The organism is Mesorhizobium sp. RCC_202, from assembly GCF_041355295.1.
Classification (GTDB): domain Bacteria; phylum Pseudomonadota; class Alphaproteobacteria; order Rhizobiales; family Rhizobiaceae; genus Mesorhizobium.
On the sequence record NZ_JBFUPO010000008.1, the window covers coordinates 60,107 to 78,565 of the forward strand.

At 64.6% G+C, this 18,459-nt stretch carries 15 protein-coding genes; 9 read left to right on the forward strand and 6 right to left on the reverse strand.

Going from position 1 to position 18,459, the window contains the following annotated elements; translation table 11 throughout:
- Window positions 1-20 precede the first annotated feature (20 nt).
- From smc to AB6802_RS19075, 3 genes are all read right to left on the reverse strand, one after another.
- On the reverse strand, window positions 21-3,479 hold the full coding sequence (smc, locus tag AB6802_RS19065; protein WP_371011722.1) for a chromosome segregation protein SMC: 3,459 nt from the start codon (window positions 3,477-3,479) through the stop codon (window positions 21-23).
- 63 nt (window positions 3,480-3,542) lie between these two features.
- Window positions 3,543-4,289: a DsbA family protein gene (locus tag AB6802_RS19070; RefSeq protein ID WP_371011723.1), complete on the reverse strand. Its 747-nt coding sequence runs from the start codon at window positions 4,287-4,289 to the stop codon at window positions 3,543-3,545.
- Between the two features lie 154 nt (window positions 4,290-4,443).
- Window positions 4,444-4,953: a DUF721 domain-containing protein gene (locus AB6802_RS19075; RefSeq protein ID WP_371011724.1), complete on the reverse strand. Its 510-nt coding sequence runs from the start codon at window positions 4,951-4,953 to the stop codon at window positions 4,444-4,446.
- A 26-nt stretch (window positions 4,954-4,979) separates the two neighbouring features.
- On the opposite strand from AB6802_RS19075, the gene mutY reads away from it, so the two are divergent.
- The 3 genes from mutY to AB6802_RS19090 are packed head-to-tail and all read left to right on the forward strand — an operon-like array spanning window position 4,980 to window position 7,147.
- Window positions 4,980-6,146 carry an A/G-specific adenine glycosylase gene (gene mutY, locus AB6802_RS19080; RefSeq protein WP_371011725.1) on the forward strand — a complete coding sequence of 389 codons (1,167 nt, stop codon included), beginning with the start codon at window positions 4,980-4,982 and terminating at the stop codon, window positions 6,144-6,146.
- A complete protein-coding gene (locus AB6802_RS19085; protein ID WP_371011726.1) occupies window positions 6,143-6,754 on the forward strand; it encodes an HAD family hydrolase in 612 nt (203 codons plus the stop codon). Before mutY ends, AB6802_RS19085 begins: the two co-directional genes overlap by 4 nt.
- Before the next feature lie 9 nt (window positions 6,755-6,763).
- Complete coding sequence (locus tag AB6802_RS19090; protein WP_371011727.1) at window positions 6,764-7,147, forward strand: hypothetical protein; 384 nt, start codon at window positions 6,764-6,766, stop codon at window positions 7,145-7,147.
- 7 nt (window positions 7,148-7,154) lie between these two features.
- On the opposite strand, the gene AB6802_RS19095 is transcribed toward AB6802_RS19090, so the two are convergent.
- Complete coding sequence (locus AB6802_RS19095; protein WP_371011728.1) at window positions 7,155-8,288, reverse strand: site-specific DNA-methyltransferase; 1,134 nt, start codon at window positions 8,286-8,288, stop codon at window positions 7,155-7,157.
- A 170-nt stretch (window positions 8,289-8,458) separates the two neighbouring features.
- Here AB6802_RS19095 and AB6802_RS19100 point away from each other — a divergent pair, with 170 nt between their 5' ends.
- The gene (locus AB6802_RS19100; protein WP_371011729.1) at window positions 8,459-9,148 is read left to right on the forward strand and encodes an HAD family hydrolase; all 690 of its coding nucleotides are present in this window, start codon (window positions 8,459-8,461) and stop codon (window positions 9,146-9,148) included.
- Between the two features lie 16 nt (window positions 9,149-9,164).
- Here the strand turns inward: AB6802_RS19100 and AB6802_RS19105 are convergent, their stop codons facing one another.
- Complete coding sequence (locus AB6802_RS19105; RefSeq protein WP_371011730.1) at window positions 9,165-9,626, reverse strand: cupin domain-containing protein; 462 nt, start codon at window positions 9,624-9,626, stop codon at window positions 9,165-9,167.
- A gap of 110 nt (window positions 9,627-9,736) precedes the next feature.
- Here AB6802_RS19105 and AB6802_RS19110 point away from each other — a divergent pair, with 110 nt between their 5' ends.
- On the forward strand, window positions 9,737-11,299 hold the full coding sequence (locus tag AB6802_RS19110; protein WP_371011731.1) for a winged helix-turn-helix domain-containing protein: 1,563 nt from the start codon (window positions 9,737-9,739) through the stop codon (window positions 11,297-11,299).
- A gap of 39 nt (window positions 11,300-11,338) precedes the next feature.
- Here AB6802_RS19110 and AB6802_RS19115 read toward each other — a convergent pair whose 3' ends face one another.
- Window positions 11,339-12,094: a hypothetical protein gene (locus AB6802_RS19115; RefSeq protein ID WP_371011732.1), complete on the reverse strand. Its 756-nt coding sequence runs from the start codon at window positions 12,092-12,094 to the stop codon at window positions 11,339-11,341.
- A 128-nt stretch (window positions 12,095-12,222) separates the two neighbouring features.
- On the opposite strand from AB6802_RS19115, the gene thrC reads away from it, so the two are divergent.
- From thrC to AB6802_RS19135, 4 genes are read left to right on the forward strand one after another with little or no spacing between them, the layout of a single operon-like run.
- Window positions 12,223-13,620, forward strand: a complete 1,398-nt coding sequence (thrC, locus tag AB6802_RS19120) for a threonine synthase (RefSeq protein WP_371011733.1) — start codon at window positions 12,223-12,225, stop codon at window positions 13,618-13,620.
- Window positions 13,621-13,634: 14 nt separating this feature from the next.
- Window positions 13,635-14,927: a M16 family metallopeptidase gene (locus tag AB6802_RS19125; RefSeq protein ID WP_371011734.1), complete on the forward strand. Its 1,293-nt coding sequence runs from the start codon at window positions 13,635-13,637 to the stop codon at window positions 14,925-14,927.
- Window positions 14,928-14,944: 17 nt separating this feature from the next.
- Window positions 14,945-15,541, forward strand: a complete 597-nt coding sequence (locus tag AB6802_RS19130; RefSeq protein WP_371011735.1) for a GNAT family N-acetyltransferase — start codon at window positions 14,945-14,947, stop codon at window positions 15,539-15,541.
- 2 nt (window positions 15,542-15,543) lie between these two features.
- Entirely contained in the window at window positions 15,544-18,432 is a 2,889-nt protein-coding gene (locus tag AB6802_RS19135) for an EAL domain-containing protein (protein WP_371011736.1), read from the forward strand.
- Window positions 18,433-18,459: the final 27 nt, after the last annotated feature.

Sequence of the window (18,459 nt, forward strand, 5' to 3'; positions counted from 1 at the left end):
ACAACCGAAGCGAAACTGCCTCAGCTCGCCTCGCGCATCGCCTCTGCGGCCTGCAGGTCGACCGAGACCAGCTGGCTGACGCCCTGCTCGGCCATGGTGACGCCGAACAGGCGATCCATGCGGGCCATGGTGATCGGGTTGTGGGTGATGATGACGAAGCGCGTCTCGGTGGTCTTCGACATCTCGTCCATCAGATTGCAGAAGCGCTCGACATTGTGGTCGTCGAGCGGCGCGTCGACTTCGTCGAGCACGCAGATCGGCGCCGGGTTGGTGAGGAACACGGCAAAGATCAGCGACATAGCCGTCAGCGCCTGCTCGCCGCCGGAGAGAAGCGTCATGGTCTGCGGCTTCTTGCCGGGCGGCCGGGCGAGGATTTCGAGGCCGGCTTCCAGCGGGTCTTCCGACTCGATCAGCTGCAATTCGGCGGTGCCGCCACCGAACAGATGCGAGAACAGACGCTGGAAATGGCCGTTGACGACCTCGAAGGCGGCCAGCAGGCGCTCGCGGCCCTCACGGTTCAAGCTTTGGATCGCCTGACGCAGCTTGCGGATCGCCTCGATGATGTCCTCGCGCTCGGAAACGATGGTTTCCAGCCGCTCGGAAAGCTCTTTCTGCTCTTCCTCGGCGCGCAGATTGACCGCACCCAGTCGCTCGCGCTCGATCTTCAGCCGGTCGAGCTGGCGCTCGATCTCGGCCATGTCGGGCATCGGATCGTCGGCTTCGAGGCCGGTGTGCTTGATGACCAGATGCGGCGGCGTGTTGAGCGCTTCCTGGATGCGCGCCTCGACCTCGGCGCGGCGCTCGTCGGCGGCGGTCAGCCGCTCCTCGGCGCGGACACGGGTTTCGCGCGAGTCGGCGAGCGACTGGATCGCGGCGGTGGCAGCCTTGTCGAGCTCGGCTTGCTTGTTCTCCGCCTCCTGCAGACGGTCGCCCGCGGCCTTGCGTAGCGCTTCGGCTTCGGACAGCTGGGTCAGCAACGCACGCCGTTTGGCGTCGATCTCGTCCGGCGCGTCGGCCAGGCGCTCACGTTCGGCCTCGGCTTCGGCCTTGCGCTCGCCAAGGGCGGCGATCTGCGTCGAGGCGTTCTCGGCGCGCTCCAGCCAGTTCGTGCGTTCGGCGCCAATGGCGTCGAGCCGGCGGATGCGCGCCTCGGCCTCGCGCCGCAAGCCTTCATGAACGGCGCGCGCATCGGCAAGCGTGGCGCGATCGCGCGAAACATTGGCGGAAGCCTGTTCGAGCTGCAGCTGCAGGTCGCCGAGATCGGGAGCGTCCTGCAGCATTGCCTCGGCTTCGAGGAACGCGGCCTGCGTTTCCTCATGACTGTCGACGATGCGCGCGCGGGCTTCGTCCAGGGCGGCGCGGCGGCTCACCAGCTCGCCGCCGGCTCGTTCGGCTTCGGCCAGCGCATTGCGCGCGGCATCCAGCCCATGCTGGGCGTCACGGCCGGCCTGGCGGGCATTGCGCTCGGCCTCGCTTGCCTGGCGCATCGCCTGCTCGGCGCGCGCCAGCGCTTCCTCGGCCTCGCGCACGACCAGTGTCGCCTGCACGGCCTCGGCATCGAGCTCGGCCAAACGGTTCTTCTGCGCCAGCCGCTGCGCGGCCGCTGTCGGCGCGTCGGCGCTTGCCGTCAAACCGTCCCAGCGCCAGAGCGCGCCGTCGCGGCTGACCAGCCGCTGTCCGGGCGCAAGCAATGCCTGCAGCCCGCGGCCATCGGCGGCATCGACGATGCCAATCTGCGCCAGGCGCCGCGCAAGCTGAGCCGGCGCGCGCACCACGCTGGCCAGGCTCTTCACGCCTTCGGGCAATGCAGCATCGCCCGGTTGTACAGTGCTCTCGCCCCAATGCACCGGGGCGCTGCGGTCGAGCGGAACTTCGAGGTCCTCACCAAGCGCGGCACCGAGTGCCGTCTCGTAGCCGCGCTCGACGCTGATCTGCTCCAGCACCGAGGGGAAAAGATCGCCGCTTGCCGCGTTGAGGATTTTCGCCAGCGTGCGAGCTTCGGTCTCGATGCGCGCCAGCTCGGCCCTGGCGTCCTGCAGCGGCGGACGTGCAGCACTCTCAGTGGTGCGGGCCTCGGCGACCGCCTGCTCGGCGGCAATGGCGCCGGCCTCGCTCTCTTCCAGGCGGGCAAGCGCGTCCTCGACCAGAAGCCGCTTCTCGGCGGGATCGGGCAGGCCCGAAATGCGCGAGACGATGTCGGAGAGTTCGCGGTCGACGTCGGCGAGCTGGCGGGCAAAGCGGTCGCGGCGCTCGGCGGTCTCGCGCAAAGTGCGCTCGATCTGGTTGCGCGAGGCGGAGGCCTCGGCGCGTTCGGCAGTCAGCGCGGCCAGCCGGGCTTCGCTCTGCGCCAGTGTTGCGCCTGCCTGCTCGAAAGCGGCGCGCGTGGTGGCCTCGCGCTCGGCGGCGCCCGCATTGTCCGAATTGAGCCCGGCTTCCTCGGCGCGCAGGCGCTCTAATATGTCGGCATTGTCGCGCACCATCCGCTCCTCGCGGGCGATGTCGGCGTCGAGCTGCTGCAGGCGGCGTTCAAGCTCGGTCTGGCGGGCGCGGATGCGGCCGGCCTCTTCCTCGATCTGCGTCTTGGCGATCGACAGGCGCTGGAAGGCGGCAGCCGCCGCGGCTTCGGCGTCGCGCAAATCCGGCAGCCGATGCGCGGCAATGCCCTGCTCCCTGGCGGCAGCCATCTGGGCCGCGGCGCGGTCGCCGACCAGCGCGGTGGCGACGGCAAGAGCAGAGCGCGCCTCGCCTTCCTGAGTCTTGGCCAGCGTCCAGCGCAGATGCAGCAGCGTCGCTTCGGCCTTGCGGATATCGGCCGACAGGTTCTTGAAGCGCGAAGCCTGGCGCGCCTGGCGCTTCAGGCTTTCGATCTGGCCTTCCAGCTCGCCGACGACATCGTCCAGCCGCTCCAGGTTCTGTTCGGCGGCCTTCAGCCTGAGTTCCGCCTCGTGGCGGCGCGTGTGCAGGCCGGAAATGCCGGCGGCTTCTTCAAGCAGCGCGCGGCGGGCCTGGGGCTTGGCCTGGATCAGCTCGCCGATACGGCCCTGCCCGACCATTGAGGGCGAGCGCGCGCCCGTCGACTGGTCGGCGAACAGCAATTGCACGTCCTTGGCGCGGGCTTCCTTGCCGTTGATGCGATAAAGCGAGCCCGCCTCGCGCTCGATGCGGCGCGACACCTGCAATTCATCGGCATCGTTGAAGGCGGACGGTGCGGTGCGGTCGCTGTTGTCGAGGAAAAGCGTGACTTCGGCGGTGTTGCGCGCCGGCCGCGCGCCGGAGCCGGAGAAGATGACGTCGTCCATGCCGGACGCGCGCATGTTCTTGTAGGAGCTTTCGCCCATCACCCAGCGCAAAGCTTCGACGAGGTTCGACTTGCCGCAGCCATTCGGCCCGACAATGCCGGTCAGCCCGCGTTCGATAACGAACTCGCCGGGCTCGACGAAGGATTTGAAGCCGAGGAGGCGAAGGCGCGAAAATTTCATTCGCGCCGCCCTACACTACAAGCCGGTGCGCCGAGGCCGGACCGCTTCGGCGCGGCCTGGATGTCAGAGCAGAGGGTCGATGATGGCCGACATTTCCTCAATCGACATCGCCCCTTTGTAGGTCTTTCCGTTTATGAAGAATGTCGGCGTCGAGTCGACCTTGAACTCGTCCGCTCCGCGTTTCTGGACTGATCTCACATCGTCCAGAAGCTTCTGGTCCGTCAAGCAGGACTCAAAGGACTCCTGTGTAAAACCGGCCAGCTTGGAGATCTGCAGCAGCGCTTCCTTGGTGTTGTTGACGCCAACCCAGCTCGGCTGCTGCTTGAACAGCACGTCGACCATGGCGAAATAATTGTCCTTCGAGCAGCGCGCCAGCATGAAGCCGGCCTCGGCGCTCGGATCGAAGGGGAATTCGCGCAGGATGTAACGCGCCTTGCCGGTGTCGATGTACTTGGTCTTCAACTCAGGGAAGGTGGTTTCGGCGAAATGCGCGCAATGCGGGCAGGTCATCGAGGCGTATTCGACGATGGTGACCTTGGCGTCGTCCTTGCCGAGCTGCTTCTCGGGCAACGCGCCGGGCTTGAGCAGTGCCGCCATGTCGACCGCGCCGCTCGATTCCGGCACCTGAGCCGCCGCAGGCGTGGCCGTGGGCTTGGCGGGCGTCGACGGATCGGCGGGCTTCACGGCAGCCGCCTTCGCCTCGTCGCCGGAGTCGCTGCATGCGGCAAGCAGCGCCACTGCGGGAACGGCGGCCAGCGTGGTCAAGACGTTTCTGCGGGACAAGCTTTTGCCAAACGGGGCACGGTTCATGCGAATCACCTGATATTGGTTGGATTTTGCAACGCAAGGGCTAGAAAAGGCGAGAGTTGGCGCGAATTAAGGCATGGCGATCCCCAATCCAATCGCCAAACTTGATAGAGAGCATCACGAATGCGCGAGATTGGCGACGCATTCATGACGCTACTTACGACCCTTTGGGCTTCCTTTCACCCATAATTGTGGCGCCAAGCCGCTCCAGCGAAGCGCGCAGGCCGTCATCCTCGATCTCGCCGACCATACGCGAAAGTTTCGACTTTTCATCCGCGCTCAAGGGTCGCGGCGCGGGCTTCGGCCGGGCCTTTTGCGACAGCACCGGCTTCTGCAATATCTTGATGCGGCCGATGGCGTTGAAACCCAGGAAGGCGTTGGCCCGGCTGATGACCTCGCCGGCCTCATGCTGGAGATGGAGCGCTGCCATGCCTTCGCAGGCGATGATCAGCGTTGCCGGCTCGAACGGATCGTCCTCATGCAGGCGGCGCGGCCACTGGATCTTTTCCGGGCGCGAATGGCTGGCCAGCCGCGGCCCGGCGATCTCTTCCCATGACTGCACCAGCCCGATCGAGATGCCGGCGCGCTTCCTCAGCACCGGGTCGAGGATCTCGGTGGCGAGATCGCTCACCGGAACGGGATTGCCGAAGCGCATTTTCCCTGCCATGTGCGTTCTCCAGTCCGGACCGATCAATGGCACCGCAAGACCAGACCCGCAAGACCGCCAGATCCAGCAGCGCCGAAGATACCAGCAAAGCTGGATCGGTGGATATCAGCAAAGCTGAATCCTTGGATATCGCATCCCGCCTGCTCGCCTGGTACGACGCCCATCACCGCGACCTGCCCTGGCGCGTTGCGCCCGGCGCCTTGGCGCGCGGGGTGAGACCTGACCCCTATCGGGTCTGGATGTCGGAGGTCATGCTGCAGCAGACCACGGTCGAAGCGGTAAAAGCCTATTTCCGCAATTTCGTCGAGACATGGCCGACGGTGGAGGCGCTGGCGGCAGCGCCGACCGAGGACGTGATGAAAGCCTGGGCCGGGCTCGGCTATTATTCCAGGGCGCGCAATCTGAAAGCCTGCGCCGATCTGGTGGCACTGCGAGGCGGCAGCTTTCCCGACACCGAGGCCGGTCTGCGCGAACTGCCCGGCATCGGCGCCTACACTGCCGCCGCGATCGCCGCGATCGCCTTTGACCGGCCGGCGGCGGTTGTCGACGGCAATGTCGAGCGGGTCATGACCCGGCTCTATTCGATCGAAACGCCGCTCAGCGAGGCCAAGCCGCAAATCCGCGCGCTGGTCGAGAAACTGGTGCCGCAGGCGCGGCCCGGCGACTTCGCCCAGGCGACGATGGACCTCGGCGCCACGATTTGCACGCCGAAGCGGCCGCGCTGCATACTTTGCCCGGTGCGTCAGGATTGCAGCGCAATCCTCACCGGCGACCCCGAACGTTTTCCGGTCCGGCTGCCGAAGGACGACAAGCCGCTGAGACTCGGCGCCGCTTTCGTCGCCGAGCGCGGCGACGGCGCCATCCTGTTGCGCAAGCGGCCGGAAAAAGGCCTGCTCGGCGGCATGACGGAGGTGCCGACGACAGGCTGGACGGCAAGGGTCGATGGTGCCACGACGACCGAAGCGGCGCCCTTCCCGGCGAATTGGCGGCATGCCGGGCAGATCGCGCATGTCTTCACCCATTTCGCGCTCGAACTCGAAGTCTTCCATGCCCACACCAAAGGTGATGCCCCGGAAGGGCATTTCTGGTCGCTGGCCCATGAAATTTCCGGGGAAGCGCTGCCCACCGTCATGAAAAAGGTAATCGAAGCGGCGATACCGGGCGCGACCAAGAAACCGAAAGGCCAGCAATGACCGAAATCCGCCACATCGTGTTCGACATCGGCAAGGTGCTGATCCACTACGATCCGAATATCCCGTTCAGCCACCTCATTCCGGACGCCGAGGAGCGCAAGTGGTTCTTCGACAATGTCTGCACGCATGACTGGAACATCGAGCAGGACCGTGGCCGGACATGGCAGGAGGCGGAAGCGCTACTGATCGCCGAGCACCCCAACCATGCTGAGAACATCCGCAATTTCCGCCGCCATTGGCACGAAATGGTGCCGCATGCTTATGAGGACAGCGTCGCCATCATGCTCGGCCTGATCGAGAGCGGCCACGATGTGACCATGCTGACCAATTTCGCCGCCGACACGTTGGCCGAAGCCCGGCAGCGTTTCGACTTTCTCAGCCGCCCACGCGGCGTGACGGTGTCGGCCGACATCCGCCAGATCAAGCCCGACCGCGCCATCTACGATCACCACGTCGCTGCGTTCGGTCTCGAGCCGTCGGCCACATTGTTCATCGACGACAGCCAGAAGAATGTCGACGGCGCCAAGGCCGCCGGCTGGCAGTCGGTGCTGTTCACCGACGCCAAAACGCTTAAAGCTGACCTTGAACGGTTTGGAATTGCGGCTTGACGTCAAGAAATGGGAAAACTCGCCCTAACCTTTGATCCGGACTGGCCGATCCTCGACGTCGATGTCGAGCAGGATCATTTTCGAGGACATGGTTGCGCGAATTTTCCCGCGAGCGGCGTCAGCGAATTTATTGACGCGCTGCGGACCTATCCACTTCAGCGCGTCGACCTGGTGCTGAAGTCTCCCGGCCTCGTCAACATTTCAGTCTTTCCAGCCGATGGCGTCGGTCACCTGTTTGTGCAGGCCGAGGTCGCGGAGACCATCGATGCCCGCAACTTCACGCGCGTTCGGATCGAGATGGACTATTCGCGCCTGTCCCGCTTCGCCATTCAGCTTGCGCTGATGGCGAAGGGCGAGATGACCGAAATCATCATCGAGGAAGACAAAGTCTGATCGCCGATCAGGCCCCTGCCCGCTCCATGCCCAACCGGGCGATGCGGCGCAGTTCGTCGATCGGGGTCAGCCCGCCGCTGCGCTCATAGTGCCAGAAGGTCCAACCGTTGCAGGCGTCCAGACCCTGCACCTCGGCGCCGACCTTGTGGATCGAGCCGGCGCTGTCGCCGATGGCCAGCGTGCCGTCGGCGCGCACTTTGGCTGCCCAGCGCTTCTTGGCGTCATAGAGTGTGGCGCCCGGTGTCATCAGGCCGGTGTCGATCAGGCTGATGAAGGCGACGCGCGGTTCGGCGCGCTTGCCCGACAGCACGGTGAGATCGGCGCTTTCAAGTGGGCGCACCGCGGCGATGCGCTCATTGGCGGCGTCGATATAGGCCTGTTCGCGCTCGATGCCGACGAAGTGGCGGCCGAGACGCTTGGCGACGGCCCCCGTTGTGCCGGAACCGAAGAACGGATCGAGCACGACGTCGCCCGGCTTGGTCGACGCCATCATGATGCGGGCAAGCAAGGCTTCCGGCTTCTGCGTCGGATGCACCTTGTTGCCGTTCTCGTCCTTCAGCCGTTCGCCGCCGGTGCAGATCGGGAACAGCCAATCGGAACGCATCTGCAGATCGTCGTTCGAGGCCTTCAGCGCCTCGTAGTTGAAGGTATAGCCCTTGCCCTTCTGGTCGCGCGTCGCCCAGATCATGGTCTCATGGGCGTTCTGGAAGCGGCGGCCACGAAAATTCGGCATCGGGTTGGTCTTGCGCCAGACGACGTCGTTGAGGATCCAGAAGCCGAGGTCCTGCATCTTGGCGCCGACGCGGAAGATGTTGTGGTAGGAGCCTATGACCCAGATGGTGCCGTTCGGCTTCAGCACGCGGCGCGCGGCAAGCAGCCAGGCGCGGGTGAAAGCGTCATAGGCTTCGAAGCTCTCGAACTGGTCCCAGTCGTCGTCGACGGCGTTGACCTTCGACTGGTCGGGCCGATGCAGGTCGCCATCGAGCTGCAGATTGTAGGGCGGATCGGCAAAGATGACGTCGATCGACTTTTCCGGCAGCCGATCAAGGGCAGCTATGCAGTCGCCTTTGAGGATCGTGTCCAGCCATTCGGATTGCTGGGGGGCGTGGGAAAGCTCGTCGAGGAGACGCACGGCAGACATCAAAACACCCAAAGGAACGCGTTACAGTTTACTGTGCGTTATGGTTACCGATCAGCGTAAATATTCGGTGAAGGGATTGCGGCGCTCGACCGATGTTTGCGCCAAACGGCCCATTGGTGTATGCCGCGCCGCTTGAGCCGTCAGGCCCCTCCCCAACCATCCGGATTGCCATGCCCCAGCCAGATCTTGTCATTTTCGATTGCGACGGCGTGCTCGTCGATTCCGAAATCGTCGCCGCGCGCATCGAGGCGGAGCTGCTGACCTCGGCCGGTTTCGAGATTTCGGCCGAGGAGTTGAGCGAGACCTATGCCGGGCTGACCTTCAAGGACATCATGATGCGGGTCGAGGAGAAATCGCAGATCCCGTTCCAGGCCTCGCTGATCGACCGCGCCGAGCAACTCGTCGACCGCAAGCTGCGCACCGACGTGCGCATCGTCGACGGCGCCCGCGAGGCGGTCGCCGCCGTCACCGCGCCGCGCGCCGTCTGCTCCAATTCGCGCACCGAACGGGTCGAATTCATGCTGGAGAAGGTGCGGCTTCTGCCGTTCTTCGCCGGCCGTATTTTTTCCGGCCTCGATATCCCGAGCAAGAAGCCGAAGCCGGCGCCGGACGTGTTCCTCTATGCCGCCGAGAAGCTCGGCGCGAACCCGAAGAACACCTTCGTCATCGAGGATTCCGTGCACGGCATCGCCGGAGCCAGGGCAGCCGGCATGCGGGTCATCGGCTTCACCGGGGCCAGTCACAGCTATCCCGGCCATGCCGATGCCTTGACCGAAGCCGGCGCCGAGACGGTCATCCGGCGCTGGGCCGAGCTCAACAGCACGATCGCAGCGCTGTCGGAGTGGTCCGAGGACGCTTGAAGGCCGAGGACGACGCCTAGGCGCGCGTCGTCAGGGTCGACAGTTGGTCGGTGTCGTAGCGGTTTCGCAGATCGGCGAGCGCTTTTGGATCCGGCGCACCGTGCGCCGCCAGGTCGGCCAGCTCTTCGAAATAATGCTCGTGGCCAGGCGGAGAGACGGTCATCAGCACACGCGCTGGTTTCTCGGTGACATTGGTGATGTTGTGCGGCACTCCCGGCGGGATGAACAGAAAGGTTCCGGGTGTTGCGCGGACCGTCTTCTCGCCGACATGCCATTCACACTCGCCCTCGAGCAGATAAAAGGTCTCCTCCTGCACCCGGTGAACATGCCGGCCGGTGGCGAACGCCGGCGGGATTGTCCAGTCGAACATGCTCGTATGCCTGGTATTTTCATCGGTGACGAGGAAAGCCATGGGGTGGCCACGCAGCATGACGCCCTTCTTCTCATGGGGCATATGGATGACGGCATCGGCGCTCATATGATCCTCCTTCGACCGTGGCGCCTGTTTCCGGCAAGCGCTCGCACAACATCGGCCGCCCACGCCGGAAAGTCGTGAATTGGTTGCCAAAAATTTGCTAAAAGACTCGAATGACCGTCAGGGGGGACCTCTACCAGTTCGGCCCGTTCCGCCTCGATCCCGAGGCGGGCATTCTCTTCTACGGGGCCGAGCCGACCATGCTCGGGCGGCGCGCCGTCACGCTGCTGCGGCTGCTGATCCAGAACGCGGGCCAACCCGTATCCAAGGACGCGCTGATCGACGCCGGCTGGCGCGGATCAGCGGTTGCCGATAACAATCTGACGGTCCAGATCGCAGCCTTGCGCCGGACACTCGCCGACGCGGCGAATGTCGCGAACTGGATCGAAACATTGCCGCGCCGCGGCTATCGCTATGTCGGGCCGGCCGTCGCCACCAATGCTCCCGATACCTCGGCCGCCACCCGCGCTGTGTCGGCGCCGAGCTTGCCTGAGAAGCCCTCCGTCGCGGTCCTGCCATTCTCGAATTTGAGCGGCGATCCGCAGCAGGAGTATTTTGCCGATGGGATGGTGGACGACATCATCACGGGCCTGGCGCGTATCAAATGGCTGTTCGTCATCGCGCGAAACTCGACCCTCACCTACAAGGGTCGCTCCGTCGACGTGAAGCAGGTCGGCCGCGAGCTTGGCGTTCGCTATGTGCTCGAAGGCAGTGTGCGCAAGGCCGGAGGCAGCGTGCGTGTCACCACGCAGATGATCGACGCGTCGACCGGCGCCCATGTCTGGGCCGAGCGCTACGATCGCAGCTCCGAAGACATCTTTGCGCTCCAGGACGAGATCGCGCTGGCAGCAGTGGGCGCGATTGCGCCGAGCGTGCGGAAAGCGGAAATCGAACGTGTCAGGCGCAAGCGCCCCGACAGTCTCGATGCCTATGATCTCGTGCTGCAGGCCCAGCCTGACGTGGATTCAGGCATGCCGGAGCAAGTGACCAGGGCGCTGGTGCTTCTCGAGCGCGCGATCGCGCTCGAACCGGCCTACGCGCTGGCGCATGGCAATGCCGCGATGTGCCACCATTGCCTGTTCCTTCGCGCCGGCCTCCAAGAGATCAACCGTGCGTCTTCGATCCGCCACGCGCGGTCGGCCATCGTTCATGGACAAGATGATGCGCTGGCCCTGACATGGGCGGGCTTTTCCATCGGAATGGATGCGCATGATCGGGCTGCTGCATTCGCGGCACTGGAAGCCGCCCTTGCCATTAGCCCGTCATCGGCGCTGACCTACATCCTTGGCAGCGTCATGCTCGGATGGAGCGGCGCAGCGGAACGCGCCATAGAATGGAGCGAGCAAGGTATCCGGCTGAGCCCCTTCGATTCCTGGGCCTGGGCCGCATTCGACGCCCAGGCGATGAGCCATTTGCTGCGCGGCCGTTACGAAGAAGCCTGCCGGGCGGCCTACAAGTCCGTCCAAGCCAATCCGGCGCATAGCATCACTTATGTGCAGTTATCCGCCGCGCTGGCCAAGCTTGGCCGATTGGACGAAGCGAGGGCGGCAGCCGCTCGCGTGATCGAGCTTCAGCCTGGCTTTCGCTACAGCCGCCAGTTTGCCGGCGTGAGTTGCGCGCCCGCGCTCGCGCAGGCTCTTGGCAGCGCGCTACAGGAAGCCGGATTGCCGGAATAGCCGACCATCAGGCCAGGATCGACGTCGATGGGCCAAACACTAGTTCGTCGCCGGAGCGCGCTTCTTCCGCTTGCCCTTCGACTTGTCCGCCGAGGCGACCGGCGTGCTCTCGTCGTAGCCGGCATAGGCCTGGTAGTCGCGCGCGCTTGGCTCCGGCACCACGACATTGGCGTCGGTGAAGACGAACTGGGTGGCGGCGCTCGGATCGGTGACCTGCACCTGATATTGATGAAGCTGCGAATAGAGCACATCGTTGCCGTGCTGGACGGCGATACGGATCGGCATCGTGACGGTTCCGGGTGCGAACATCGGACCCGGCACGACCTTGCCGGCAACGGCGATCTTCATCGACAGCTGGCCGTTGGCGCGGCTGCAATCGCGCGTCACGTCGGTAACCGAAGCCTGGTAGATGATCTTGGTCGGATCGTGATCGGGATCGACCGGTTGGCCGTTAGGCCCGGTCTGCGCGGCCGCGGCGGCAGCTGCCTCGGCTTCGGCATCCGCCGCGGTCTCGCCTTTCTTTTTCTTGGGCTTCGGCTTCGCCGTCGTGCCCTTGGCATAGGTGTTGAAGTAAGCCGTGCCGTCGCGCAGCGTCACTCTCGGGCAATAAGCCTGCAACTGGCTGGCGAGCACCTTGGGATCCTGCGGCGGCGGCGGCGCGGTCGGGTCGGTCTTCTTGCCGATGCCCAGGTTCAGGATACCATTGTCGCCTGATTGGCAGCCGGCGGCGGCGAGCATAAAGCCGGTAAGCGCCAGACCCGCGACAAGACGACGGTTGACCGAATAAAACGCCATGAAACTGCACTTCCCTCTCACAAAGTCGGTGACGTATAGCAACCGCGCGGCAAAAATGCGACTGAGCCGGCTCGGAAAATTAACCAATTGCCGTGGATGACGCGACCGGCAGCAATGGGCCCTTTACGATGCAATATGTGAGTACCCGCGGGGACGCACCCGTGCTTGGATTTTCCGATGCGGTGCTGGCCGGGCTGGCGCGCGACGGCGGCCTCTATGTGCCGCGCCAATGGCCGCAATTTTCTGCCGCCGACATCCGCGCCATGCGTGGCCTTGCCTATCCTGACCTGGCGATACGCGTGCTGACGCCGTTCCTCGGCGAGGAGATCGCGGCGCCTGTCTTCGAGCGGCTGGTGCGCGAGGCCTATGCCACGTTCCGGCATGAGGCCGTCTGCCCGCTGGTGCAGGCGGGCGCCAACAGCTTCGTGCTGGAACTCTTCCACGGCCCGACGCTTGCCTTCAAGGACGTGGCCATGCAGTTGCTTGCCCGGCTGATGGACCATGTGCTTGCCGAGCGCGGCCAGCGCGCGACCATCGTCGGCGCCACCTCCGGCGACACCGGGGGCGCTGCGATCGATGCCTTCGCCGGGCGCGACCGCACCGACATCTTCATCCTCTTCCCGCACGGCAAGGTCTCGCCGGTGCAGCAGCGGCAGATGACGACGTCGCAAGCGCCAAATGTCCATGCGCTGTCGCTCGAAGGCAATTTCGACGATTGCCAGAGCCTGGTGAAGGATATGTTCAACGATCACGGTTTTCGCGACCGGGTCTCGCTGTCGGGCGTCAATTCGATCAACTGGGCCCGCATCATGGCCCAGATCGTCTATTATTTCTCCTCCGCGCTGTCGCTCGGCGCGCCGGATCGCCCTGTCTCCTTCACCGTGCCGACGGGCAATTTCGGCGATATTTTCGCCGGCTATGCCGCCAAGCGCATGGGATTGCCGATCGAGCGGCTGATCATCGCCACCAACGACAACGACATTCTGGCGCGCACGCTTGCCAGCGGCGAATACCGCACCAAGGGCGTGTTCGCCACCACCTCGCCGTCGATGGATATCCAGGTGTCGTCGAATTTCGAACGCCTGCTGTTCGAAGCGGCGGATCGTAACGCCGAGACCGTGCGGCGCTATATGAACGGGCTGAAACAGTCGGGCGCCTTCACCGTCGAGGCAGGCGAGCTTGCCCGCATCCGCGCCGAGTTCGATGCCGGCCGCGCCAGCGTCGACGAGGTCGCCGCCACGATCCGCGCGACGCTCGAAAAAAGCGGCTATCTGCTTGATCCGCATACGGCCGCCGCCATGCATGTCGCGGCCGCCCGGGCCAGCGGCGCGGTGCCGATGGTGGTGCTCGGCACCGCGCATCCGGCAAAATTCCCGGCCGCGGTCGAGGCCGCCAGCGGCATTGCCCCGGTGCTTCCGGCATGGCTCGACGGCTTGATGACAGCCGACGAAAAATACACGACACTTCCCTCCGACTTGAAAATGGTGGAAGATTACGTGAGCGGCCACACGCGGGCGTCGCGTTAGGGAGTATTTGCCATATGGGTGTTGAGGTAAGCCGTCTGTCGAACGGCCTGACAGTCGCCACCGAAACCCTTCCAAGCATCGAATCCGTTGCCCTTGGCGCCTGGGTGAAGTCGGGCGCCCGCAATGAACGCGACGAAGAGCATGGCATGGCCCATCTGCTCGAGCACATGGCGTTCAAGGGCACCAAGCGGCGCACTGCTTTCGAGATCGCTTCGGAAATCGAGAATGTCGGCGGCGAGATCAACGCCGCCACCAGCGTCGAGACCACGTCCTACTATGCCAGGGTGCTTTCCGACGACGTGCCGCTGGCGGTCGATATCCTCTCCGATATCCTGCAGGAATCGGAGTTCGATCCGGAAGAGCTGGAGCGCGAGCAGCATGTGATCCTGCAGGAGATCGGCGCCGCGCACGACACGCCCGACGACATCGTCTTCGACCGTTTCACCGAAACCGCCTTCCGCCACCAGACCATCGGCCGCTCGATCCTCGGCACGCCGGAGACGGTCAAATCCTTCACTTCCAAGCAGTTGCACGACTTCATCGAGCGGCAATACAGCGCCGAGCGCATGGTGGTGGTGGCCGCCGGCGACGTCAAACACGACGCTTTCGTTCGCGAGGTGGAAAAGCGGCTCGGCGGCTTCCGCGCCAAGGCAACGGGCAACATTCCGCAATACGCGCAATATGTCGGCGGCGACTTCCGTGAGGACCGCGACCTGATGGACGCGCAGATCGTGCTTGGTTTCGAGGGCCGCGCCTACCATGTGCGCGACTTCTACGCCTCGCAGGTGCTGTCGATGATCCTGGGCGGCGGCATGTCGTCGAGATTGTTCCAGGAAGTGCGCGAGAAACGGGGCCTTTGCTACTCCGTCTATGCCTTCCACTGGGGCTTTTCCGACACCGGCATCTTCGGCGTGCATGCCGCGACCGGGCAGAGCGATATTGCCAAGCTGGTTCCGGTGATCATCGACGAATTGCAAAAAGCCGGCGAAAACATCCTTCAGGAAGAGCTCGAACGGGCGCGCGCGCAATACCGGGCCGGCCTGATCATGTCGGCCGAGAGCCCGGCCAGCCGCGCTTCGCAGATTGCCCGGCAGTTGCTGCTGTTCGGCCGGCCCATCGCCAAGGAGGAATTGATGGAGCGGCTTTCGGCGCTGACCGTCGAACGGCTGACCGATCTCTCGGCGCGGCTGTTCTCGACCAAGCCGACGCTCACCGCCGTCGGCCCCGTGGGTACGCTTGCGCCCTACGAGGCAATCCTCGAATCGCTAGCGGGTCCGACGCCGACGGCCCGCCGGCTCGCAGTCTGACCTCAGTTCTAAGAGCCGTGTTCGCGCTCCCTTTCTTTCGCCGCGACCTGCCGGCGCTGAAGGGCGACAAGGTCACGCTGCGCGTGCCCTTCACCAACGACTATCGCGAATGGTCGACGGTGCGCGGCGAAAGCCGCGCCTTCCTGGAACCCTGGGAGCCGCGCTGGCAGCCGGACGAGCTCGACCGCGCCGCATGGCGGCTGCGCATCAGCCGCTATCGCGAGGACTACGCGCAAGGCACCGCCATTGCCTTCTTCATCTTCGAGAAATCGAGCGGCAAGCTGGCCGGCGGCATCACGCTCGGCAACATCCGTCACGGCGTCGCCCAGAGCGGTCATGTCGGCTACTGGATCGGCGAGCGCTTCGGCGGCCGCGGCCTGATGACCGACGCCGTCAAGCTGGTGTCGCGCTTTGCCTTCGATACGCTCAGGTTGCACCGGATCGAAGCTGCCTGTATTCCCGACAACGCCCGATCGATCCGCGTGCTTGAAAAAGCCGGATTTCGGCGCGAAGGACTGCTGCGATCCTACCTCAGGATCAACGGTATCTGGCAGGATCACTACCTCTACGCCCGGATCGCGGACGATCCGCCGGGCGATGGAACGAAGGGCTGATTGTGACGAATTTTGCGCGATTCGCGTCGCTGTTCGCCCTTATCCTGGCGGTCTTCACCCTGTTTTCGGCTGCCGTGCCGGCTTTTGCCGTCGAGCCGATCAAGATCGCGCGCGACGACAAGGCGCTCGACCTCTCCCGCGCCGTCGAGATCTACCGGAATCAGGGCGAGAATTTCCAGGTTTCGACAGCACCTGGGCCTGACGGCATCGTGCGGCGCATCGAGGTCGAGGCCAATGATGCGCGCTCGAGCGGCGACTGGGCCGTGTTCGCGCTTGCCAACACCACCGACCAGCAGCTCGACCGGCTGATCGTGGCGCCGCATTTCCGCCTGGTGAATTCCGGCATCTTCTGGCCCGATCTCGGCTCGACGCGCATCGCCGCGATCACGCCCAGCGAAGGTTTCGCGCTCGACCGCCAGACCAGCCCGGACGCCGATGTGTTCCGCGTGACGCTGAACCCCGGCACGGTCGTGACCTTCATTGCCGAGCTCGCCTCGCCGAAGCTGCCGCAGGTCTATCTGTGGGAACCGGATTCCTACAAGGACTCGGTCAATTCCTACACGCTGTTCCGCGGCATCGTCATCGGCATCGCCGGGCTGCTGGCGCTGTTCCTGACCATCCTGTTCGTGGTCAAGGGAACCTCGATGTTCCCGGCGACGGCAGCACTTGCCTGGGCGGTGCTTGCCTATATCTGCGTCGATTTCGGCTTCCTCAACAAGGTCATCGAGATATCGCCCGGCAACGAGCAGATATGGCGGGCCGGCACCGAGGTGGCGCTCGCCGGCACCTTCGTGGTGTTCCTGTTCGCCTATCTCAACCTCAACCGATGGCACGGCCATTTCAGTTATGGCGCGCTGGTCTGGATCCTCGGCCTGCTGTTGATTGCCGGCGTGGCAATCGTCGACCCGGCGGTCGCCGCCGGCATTGCCCGCATCTCCTTTGCCGCTACGGCGCTGACCGGCCTTGGCCTGATCATCTTCCTCGGTATCCGCGGTTATGACCGCGCCATCATGCTGGTGCCGAGTTGGGTCATGGTGCTTTTATGGCTATGCGGGTCGTGGATGGCGATCACCGGCATGCTGGACAACGACATCGCCCAGCCGGCGCTGGGCGGCGGGCTGATCCTGATCATCCTGCTCATCGGCTTCACCGTCATGCAACACGCCTTTGCCGGCGGCGCGCTGCATCAGGGCCTGTTCTCCGATCTCGAACGGCAGGCGCTCGCCGTCGCCGGCTCCGGCGATACAGTCTGGGACTGGGACGTGCTGCGCGACCGCGTGGTGACCAAGCCCGACATCAGCCTGCAGCTCGGCCTGGCGCCGAACAGCCTGGGAGGCGCCGCCCGCAACTGGCTGCCGGTGCTGCATTCCGACGACCGCGACACCTTCCGCACCACGCTCGACGTGGTGCTGGAGCACCGGCGTGGCAAGGTCTCGCAGAATTTCCGCCTGCGTGGTGCCGACGGCCACTATCATTGGTTCTCGCTGCGCGCCCGCCCGGTGATCGGCTCGGACGGCGAGGTGATTCGCTGTGTCGGCACCATGGTCGACGTCACCGAGCAGAAAAAATCCGAGGAAAGGCTGCTGCACGACGCCGTGCACGATAATTTGACCGGCCTGCCCAACCGCGAATTGTACATGAACCGGCTGGAGGCGATCATCTCGATCGCCCGCACCGAGGAGAAGGTGCGCCCGACCGTCTTCATCATCGACATCGACCGTTTCAAGCAGGTCAATGACGGCCTCGGCATCTCCGCCGGCGACACGATTCTTCTGACCGTCGCGCGCCGGTTGCACCGGCTCTTGAAGCCGAAAGATTCGCTGTCGCGCTTTGCCGGCGACCAGTTCGCGCTGATGCTGCTGTCGGAGCAGGACCCGGCCCGCATCGCGGCAATCGCCGATGCCATCAAGCACGCCATCAACAACCCGATCACCTTCGCCAAGCGCGAGATCGTGCTGACCGCCTCGATCGGCCTGATCACCTGGACGACGGCGCAGAGCTCGGCCGAGGACATGGTCAAGGATGCCGAGCTTGCCATGCACCAGGCCAAGCGCTTCGGCGGTGACCGCATCGAGCCGTTCCGGCCGGCCTTCCGCACTGTCGGCACCGACCGGTTGCAGTTCGAATCCGATCTTCGCCGCGCCATCGAGCGGCGCGAATTCACCCTCGCCTACCAGCCGATCGTACGGCTGGAAGACGGCACCGTGGCCGGCTTCGAGGCCCTGCTGCGCTGGGATCATCCGCGCCGCGGCATGATCCCTCCTGGCGATTTCATTCCGGTAGCCGAAAGCTGCGGGCTGATCGTGCAGCTCGGCTTGTTTGCCATGCAGCAGGCGGCCGAGGACCTCGCGAGCTGGCAAAAGCAGATCGGCGATGCGCCGCTGTCGGTCTCGGTAAACCTCTCAAGCCGCCAGCTCATCCGCCGCGATCTGGTCAGCGACGTTCGCTCGGTCATCGCGCGCGCCAATCTCAAGCCGCGCTGCTTCCGGCTAGAACTCACCGAATCGCTGGTGATGGACAATCCCGAGCAGACCGCGCATGTGCTGACCAAGCTGAAGCAGCTCGGCATCGGACTGTCGCTCGACGATTTCGGCACCGGCTATTCCTCGCTTTCCTACCTGACCCGCTTCCCCTTCGACACGATCAAGATCGACAAGAGCTTCGTCGACGATTCGTCGCCGAAGCGCGCGGTGCTGATCAAATCCATGGTCAACATGGCGCATGAGCTTGGACTTTCGGTCGTCGCTGAAGGCATTTCCGACGAGAGCGATGCGCTGGAACTGCGCCAGATGGGCTGCGAATACGTCCAGAGCTTCATGTTCGGCGCGCCGATGCCCGGCGACCAGGTGCTGAAGACGCTGAGGGAGCAGTATCCGCTGACGCAGGCTTAGAGGCCATTTGGAAACTCTACTCCTGCG